Below are 6,790 nucleotides of genomic sequence, written 5' to 3'. Positions count from 1 at the left end.
CGTCGATGCTGGCAACGCGGCAACTTCGCGGTCGCAATGACGATACCGCGCTGTTCAAGTGGCGCGACGGACGTAGCCGAGTTCATGGGGGCGCTTATGGCGAGGCGGAATCGAAAGACTTTCTATCTGTGCTTGAGCTGCGGCGAACCAGTCCATATTCTGCTTTTGCTAGCACGAACTCTGGTTTAGCGGCCCAACACGCCGCTCCGCGCCCCGACTCTCGCCAACGTGCGGTTCACTCAGACGTTTCGCATCAGCGTCAATACGTTCGCATGCGAGATGGCAAGACGGCATCCAATCTTGTACTCTAACCTGACATGCAGAGATCGAAGTGAAGTAAGTAGGGGTAAGGGGCGGTGGCCTATCCGATGCGGCGCCATCTACTTCAGATTTTGCAATCTTAAATGGCTCAAATCGAACACATCAATATGCCAGATAATATCACCGCAGTCAGTTCGGGAAAAACGGGTCTTTCACCGGCCGATATTCCGCCGAGCGCTAATGAGAGCGTATCCAGGCTGCATAAAAATGATAGAAATATCGCGCGCTCGTTTGATGGATTAAAATCGCGTCCCCAATTGGGGGGGCGCAACCCGAAAGACCTCAACCCGAAGGACCTCAACCCGCGTAAAGCCGAATTTTCCGCTCCGATTCAGGGTCCGGTGGCGCCAAAAGTCCTGCCGGGGCAAAACGAGCGCGTAGCGATGGAGCGCCTGAAGAATCAGGAAGTGATGAATGCGCTCCAAGGGGCGAAAAATTCCTTCGAATTGTCTATAGTTGAGGGTCGGATTACGTTGTTGAAAAAACTCGGGGAATTAATGGCCATGTCGACGCGATAGCGAAAGATTGAGGCGGCCCAGTCTTTTACCTTGGTCGCGAAACTTCAACGTTTAAGCCGTCATGGCTAGGCGCGTGCTTGGTATATAACGTGGAGCAGCGGATTTGCGTGCCCGCTCCGTGCCGAACTGAAATAAATAATAGTAGTGGACTCCATCAAACAATGCTCGCCAACGGTGTCCTTGCGCCGAGTTGTATCATCAGATTGTGAATACGTGCAAGCAATCGCAGGGGATGATGAGGGCTTAGCCGGACTGGCCTGTCCGCCTTTAGCAACAGTGGATTGGTGGAGGGGGCGCATTGATCGACATGCAAATAATGGTTTATTTGTTATTGCGGAAACGGAAGATCTCCCGATCGCATTTTTGGAGATCCATGTTGATATCACTGATTGGTCACGCCGCAATGTGGGCTCCTGCATGTTGTGTGTGCGCGAAGACATGCGCGGGCAGGGTATCGGTCGCGCTTTGCTTGAACAAGGCATCACTTGGGCGCAACAATCGTTGGGTTTAATGCGGCTCGAGTTGCATGTTTGGGCCGACAATTGGCGCGCGATCAATCTCTATCAGTCACTGGGCTTCCTTCAAGAAGGAACACATCCAGCCTTCGGGTTTCGTGAGGGCGCGTATGTGACGGCGATCTCGATGGGCAAGGTGTTTTCCAGCGTGGAAAAAATTCAATAGGGCGCGAATGTGTACATCGACCCGAGATGCAGGCAAGGTTGCGGCCTCGCCGGCTGGGCGCTCACGATTTCAATGATGTTGGCATGATTGATTAGTCAGTGTTGGTGTCTCACCACCCAGCGGCGTGCGTACGGTGCGGGCCACGGAGCGGCCGAGTGTGAGGTAATGCGGAGCCGTCGCGCTGTGTAAAGCCGGGTCAGGCGAAATATGAAAACCGTGTCGATTGCGGCGCTAGGCTGGACGCTGGCGTGTCTTGTCCAGTGCGCCGAAGCTATAAAACGTTAATTCGCTATTGCCGCTGCAAGGAAATGGCGGCGGATGATAAACTGAATGCCCGCTGTTTATTGTTTGAAAATAGCGCTCTCATCGCATGAGTATATCTGAATGAATTTACGATCTTCACGGTTTATCATAAGAAAAAACTTAAAGAAGTCGCGGGAAAGGTGATAAAAACCCCGCGTAAACGATAAAAGTAAGAGACATCTCATATGCATGACGATCCACTGTATGCCGAAGCTCGTGCCCTCGCGGGCAGCATTGCTGCCATTCGCCGTGCGACGGGCAAGATGAACCCCACAGATCTTCAGGAAGGAAGCGAGGAATGGGAGCGTGTTTGTTTGGATTTTGTTAACGACCTACGTTGGGCTTTGGGTCTCGAGAAAGTGGCGAGCGGCGGCCAGATCAATTGCAACGTAGCGCGCGGAGACTAGAAGGCGGTTGCGCCGGGGGCGGCCGCAGTGGGGCAAGAATCTAGTGCTGAAGTGTCGTGTGTTTGCCAACGATAGGGCGCCGCGTAATTTGCGAACTGCGCTTGGCGTCTTGAGGGCGACGACATCGGGAGGGCATTGAAACTTCTTCGGGCAGTCGTGAAACAGAAGAAAAAATATCGATGAGATTGCCTTTCGGCGCGATGCGGGCACACGAAGCCAAATGACGCGTCCAAGCGCGTTCCTTGTGTCTGCGCTGCGCGTTGCCATTATAGCCATATCGCAGAAGAGTATTCGTGCGCGCTTTAGTCAGTCAGCTTACAGCCGTGACGTGGCCGAATCTCATATCCCTTTGAATCAGGTCGGCGAACCAGGTCGATGCAGCGCGGATAAAGCAGCGTTCTTTGTACTCTAAGATATCTGCGCAGGCACAAACTGACCCGTGACTCGGGCTTGTTTACCCCTCGCATTGTATGGCATGATCCGCTTGTTGGCGGCTGAGTGGTCAGCGCTGTATTGCGCGTGCCAGATCAAGCTTTCCACCCGAACGCAGCCGTGCTAATCGAACGATCTCGGCTGCTTGATTTCCGTCTTTTCACCAGACCTGTCACGATACCATCGGGGGGTAAAGGACGGCGTATTTTGATTGTAAAATCATAAAGGAAAAGAATAAATGTTAGTAACAAAAAATAGTGTGGTAAGTTGCCAGGACAATCAGTATACGGAAAAATCAAAATTCGTTGACGCGGTGGGTAAAAAGGAGGATTTGATGTCACAGGCAATTTTGACGTTTCTTCCCCTTGACGACCGCGTAAAGTTTAATAAAGTTAAAAACAAGCCTGTATATAGAGCGACATTGCCCGCCGTAGTGGACGGTATCGATAAGCTGAACGGGCGGTGCGCGTCGCTACAATCAATTAAAAAAGCGTTTCGATTCGATGCTTTAAAAAAAGGGCTTGAATATTTAGAATCGTTTGACTCGGATGAGGCGCGTGCCGCGCATCTGACGACGATCGGGAGGCAACTCAATGTGCTCCTTGAGAAAGATCAGCAAGCCGCCGCCAAGGGTTTGTTGGAAAAAATTGATCGGTGCAACGAGGCGAAGCATCGCGATAGCGTGCTCTTTGCGCTTCAAGAGACCCTACCGCATCTTGCCGCCAAAAATCGAGCGGCGGTAGCGAGAGATTTCATTGCGGCAATTTGTCAGCATGGTTCGCCTGAGCAGAAATTTTACTCACTTTCGTCTCTCGTGACTAACTTGCAGCGGTTTCGAACTGAGGATAATGCCGCTCTCCCCGAGCTCTACGGGGCGTTAGAAACGGCTATTTTAATGCTGCCGGCAGATCCACGTCGTGCAAAACTGTGGGAGAACTTTTCGAAGCATAAGGAAATTGAGACTTTGCGGGCCGCGCCCGAATTGTTCTTCTCTTCGGAAAGTGGGCGGGATCCGTTGGAAGATCTGCCTAATTGATTTAGATGGCGGACCAGACGGGATTTTTTGGTGAGTCGTGAGAGCCGCGCTTATTACTTGGTTTGCTCGCTCATATACGTCGGTGTCCCAGAAAGTCCCGGCGGCCGCGCCATATGCTAGCCAGTGCCAACCGCGCCAGTGCTCCAGCTCCGCGATCACCGAGAGCGACGCTCACGCGTTCGCAATGGGCCTGATATCCGCTTTTGCGAACTTTGCGGTCTTCCATCACGCTGGGTTGGACGAGATTATTCCCGGACAATATTCCCGGACAAAACAGCTCAGCGTCGGCGTCCAAGCGATCGGATGAGCCGACGATAGGTCGCTGGCAAGGTTCTTACTCAAATCCGCAAGATCGGAGTCGCCCTGGCGGTGTGTCAACAATGCTTAAACTGTTTGCGTTGAACGGCGCTTGGGAACGGCGCTTGGGCGTTGGGAAAGGGGGCGGCAGCATTGCTGTCTCCTTCCCCGCTATGTCATTAATATCGTTTGGAAGCAGGCCAAAGCCCTCGGCGCAACTTCGTCATCTGGCCAAAGAAAACTTTCGCAACGAAGTCGCCCGGCTACGTGCTGCGGGCCAGAAACTCTATTGGGCATAATGGCGGCTCACAAGAGATACGCAATTCGCGGGCAACCCCTCCTTTATCGATTTAGCTCAAACTCTAGATTTGGTTTTTGTAGTGGGGTGAACGGCATACGTCTCAAGAAGCAGTTGTTTCAAATCAGCCTCGTATTCCTCGCGATTTGCAAGCACAGATATCCCAATCTTGGGAACTAGAATCAGTTTTTTTGATTGGGTTTTAGTCTTCCCCGAAAACATTTCCAAAACTTTGCTGCCCATTTTCAGTTGAGCAAACTCGTGAGGTGCGCTACCCTCCAACACAACGACCTCGTTAGCTTGGGCTTCAAAGTACCCTTTCTCGACGCGCAGTTCGTTATAGGTTCCGTATTGCCGATCTTCGCCTATTCCCTCCTCAACGACGTGCTGAGGGTACGTTCCAGCTTTGATGCAGTTTAGCACCTCTTGTTTCGTTGCCGGGGTGTCTGGTGAAAGCTGCTCAACGTCCCGAGTCGCACACCACCCCACTTCGGTAAATTCTGGTCTACCTAAGTCGTAGGGGGCTATATTTTTTGTTCTTTTCAAAAGTTCTGCTTCGTCTTTCACGATATGCCCAATGGTCGAATCACCCGGGAAAAGCGGGGGGTTAGCTCCTCCATTGCTTACAATAAGAGAGGTGGATACATGGCCATCGCTTGTTTTGTTAATGCTGGTTTTAAAAGACGGTGCGTGGAAGGTTTTTAATAGAATCAACCCGTGAACTTTATACCCGGCCGATCGATGTTTGTTGAATGCACTTGAAAAATTATGTTTTGCAATGCTCAGAAAACCGCGAGAGTGTCGATCAAGAGTGCGATTATTCCGAGAGGTTTTGAGAGGCAGAAGGGCCGGCGACGTTTTTTTATTCAGATATTTGATAGAATTTTCAATCGAGAGTGCTTCTGATGGGTGTAATAATTGCCACGCTTTATAAATTTTCACGTCTTCTCCATTGTGTCAAACGAAGTGAGGGTGGTGCAAAATTTGTGGGGTCGAGGTCTAGTAAATTTAGAAGTACTGCATTATTCCAATGCGCTAGCTTGCAACACGCTTACCCGGAACGCTTAGCTTACGAGCAGCGCACTTGCTGCAAGTCAGGCCGTTGAACCTCACTCAAAAGCGCGTGGCAACGCTGGCGGTTCATTTAGCGCGAGACGTAACGGGCTACCATCAACACTCGTCCGATTTGGCCATAGAAATCCGTAAGCCCAAGGTCGCAAGCTCGGAATCGGAGTGTAGTGATACGCATCAGCGGCCGGCTCGCTCGTCCGGGCAGTCCGGCGCGACTGGGCGACTTTTCGGTCGACTGGTCAAGCGATGATCCTCGATGATGGTCGAAATGACATGCTTAAAAAGCATCTGGAGCCCACTGGTTGAATGGAGATAGATCATGTAGACGTCGAACGACTGAATATGACCGGTGAGCTTGACTCCGTTCACGAGGAATACGTTGACACGTTTGTGCTCCTTTCTCAGAACGTTGAGGAAGTCGTTTTGAATGTTCGCCGGCAATGAGGCCATGACGCTCTCTCGAATGGTTTTTTGCTTAGTGGTCGGCTCGCGCGACGCTCGTGCTCAGTTCAATATGTGCGTGCGCACGCGAAAGGATTGTCCAGAACGAGGACGACCATTGGGTCGTGGGCTCCATATTAGCTGCTTACGCGCTTTAACGGAACGACGCATTGGCCGATTTCCCATTCGCTTCCTGCGCGCCAAGGTGATCGAGCGCGACTGGCGTACTCCTAGCTGCCCCTGCGTGCCGATTCCGCTGCGATCTTGTGCGTCTGAGGTGTGCGCCTAGTTCGATCCACCGGTCACATTGGTCTTCGTCTTCGTCTTCGGTATAGTAGCGGGCGATGGCTGCCAACATGGGTGGCGTAGTCTTTCCCTCGTCATGTACGTGATGTGGTGATCTGCAGCGACGCGTGACCGATAAATGATCACCTCGATATCTGGGCATCTCGCGCGCGACGGCGCAATGACGAGTTGGACGAGAATCGTTGGTGCGCAAATCATCCAGCGGCGCTAGTCGAGCGGAGTTGACGCCCGCCGCTCCAGGCTCATGCGCTGCTTGCGGGCGTTCCAATAGCGCGCAAAGGTTGTCAGCCCGTACCGGTCGCGTGTCGGTAAGCGTGGAGGGCCGTGTGGGCATGTTTCACGCGTTCTCTTAGAACTTATCCGTAAATAAAGGTATACTTCGTTCCGAGCCGCAAGCGAGTGCGGCGTTGGAGCGAAGGCTTGACCAAGAAGCGAGTCGAATCGTGGGAGGTGACCGATGCTTTCTGGCAGCGGGTGGAGCCACTGATCCCGCAACGTGCGCCCTCACCAGAGAAACAGTACCTGCGCAGGCCGGGAGCGGGACGACCGCCGAAGCCGGCTCGCCAAGTGTTTGAAGCCATTGTGTATGTACTGCGCACGGGCTGCCAATGGAAGGCGTTGCCCAAAGAGCGTTTTGGTAGTGCCAGCGCCATCCACAAACGCTTTCTCGAATGGGAGG

The 6,790-nt window shown here is 52.5% G+C and carries 8 protein-coding genes; 6 read left to right on the top strand and 2 right to left on the bottom strand.

The annotated features are described in order from the left end of the window. The 5 genes from AWB78_RS49000 to AWB78_RS40720 form a co-directional block, all read left to right on the top strand. The coding region (locus AWB78_RS49000) for a hypothetical protein (protein WP_232478097.1) at positions 1–311 on the top strand (311 nt) is incomplete at its 5' end. A 93-nt stretch (positions 312–404) separates the two neighbouring features. Then, positions 405–839 carry a hypothetical protein gene (locus AWB78_RS47255; protein ID WP_157697829.1) on the top strand — a complete coding sequence of 145 codons (435 nt, stop codon included), beginning with the start codon at positions 405–407 and terminating at the stop codon, positions 837–839. Between the two features lie 144 nt (positions 840–983). Beyond that, positions 984–1,520 carry a GNAT family N-acetyltransferase gene (locus tag AWB78_RS44660; RefSeq protein ID WP_074173695.1) on the top strand — a complete coding sequence of 179 codons (537 nt, stop codon included), beginning with the start codon at positions 984–986 and terminating at the stop codon, positions 1,518–1,520. A gap of 488 nt (positions 1,521–2,008) precedes the next feature. Beyond that, positions 2,009–2,230 (top strand): hypothetical protein, encoded by a 222-nt coding sequence (locus AWB78_RS40725; RefSeq protein ID WP_062612726.1) that lies wholly within the window; start codon positions 2,009–2,011, stop codon positions 2,228–2,230. A gap of 670 nt (positions 2,231–2,900) precedes the next feature. Continuing rightward, positions 2,901–3,698 (top strand): hypothetical protein, encoded by a 798-nt coding sequence (locus AWB78_RS40720; RefSeq protein ID WP_062612724.1) that lies wholly within the window; start codon positions 2,901–2,903, stop codon positions 3,696–3,698. 652 nt (positions 3,699–4,350) lie between these two features. On the opposite strand, the gene AWB78_RS47250 is transcribed toward AWB78_RS40720, so the two are convergent. Then, on the bottom strand, positions 4,351–5,235 hold the full coding sequence (locus AWB78_RS47250) for a hypothetical protein (protein ID WP_157697827.1): 885 nt from the start codon (positions 5,233–5,235) through the stop codon (positions 4,351–4,353). A 306-nt stretch (positions 5,236–5,541) separates the two neighbouring features. Further along, positions 5,542–5,814, bottom strand: a complete 273-nt coding sequence (gene hfq, locus AWB78_RS40710) for an RNA chaperone Hfq (protein ID WP_062612720.1) — start codon at positions 5,812–5,814, stop codon at positions 5,542–5,544. Between the two features lie 717 nt (positions 5,815–6,531). Between hfq and AWB78_RS44655 the strand changes: the two genes are divergently transcribed. Continuing rightward, the coding region (locus AWB78_RS44655) for a transposase (protein ID WP_157697769.1) at positions 6,532–6,790 on the top strand (259 nt) is incomplete at its 3' end.

Source organism: Caballeronia calidae (genome assembly GCF_900044055.2).
Taxonomy (GTDB): Bacteria; Pseudomonadota; Gammaproteobacteria; order Burkholderiales; family Burkholderiaceae; genus Caballeronia; species Caballeronia calidae.
The sequence above is the reverse complement of the archived record's forward strand: the minus strand, read 5'-3'. Positions and strand labels throughout refer to the sequence as shown.

What these genes read in the sequence shown, in the direction of transcription:
- AWB78_RS47255 (WP_157697829.1), top strand. Translation starts at nt 405, where the DNA reads ATGGCTCAAATCGAACACATCAATATGCCAGATAATATCACCGCAGTC.
- AWB78_RS40720 (WP_062612724.1), top strand. Translation starts at nt 2,901, where the DNA reads ATGTTAGTAACAAAAAATAGTGTGGTAAGTTGCCAGGACAATCAGTAT.
- hfq (WP_062612720.1), bottom strand. Translation starts at nt 5,814, where the DNA reads ATGGCCTCATTGCCGGCGAACATTCAAAACGACTTCCTCAACGTTCTG.
- AWB78_RS40725 (WP_062612726.1), top strand. Translation starts at nt 2,009, where the DNA reads ATGCATGACGATCCACTGTATGCCGAAGCTCGTGCCCTCGCGGGCAGC.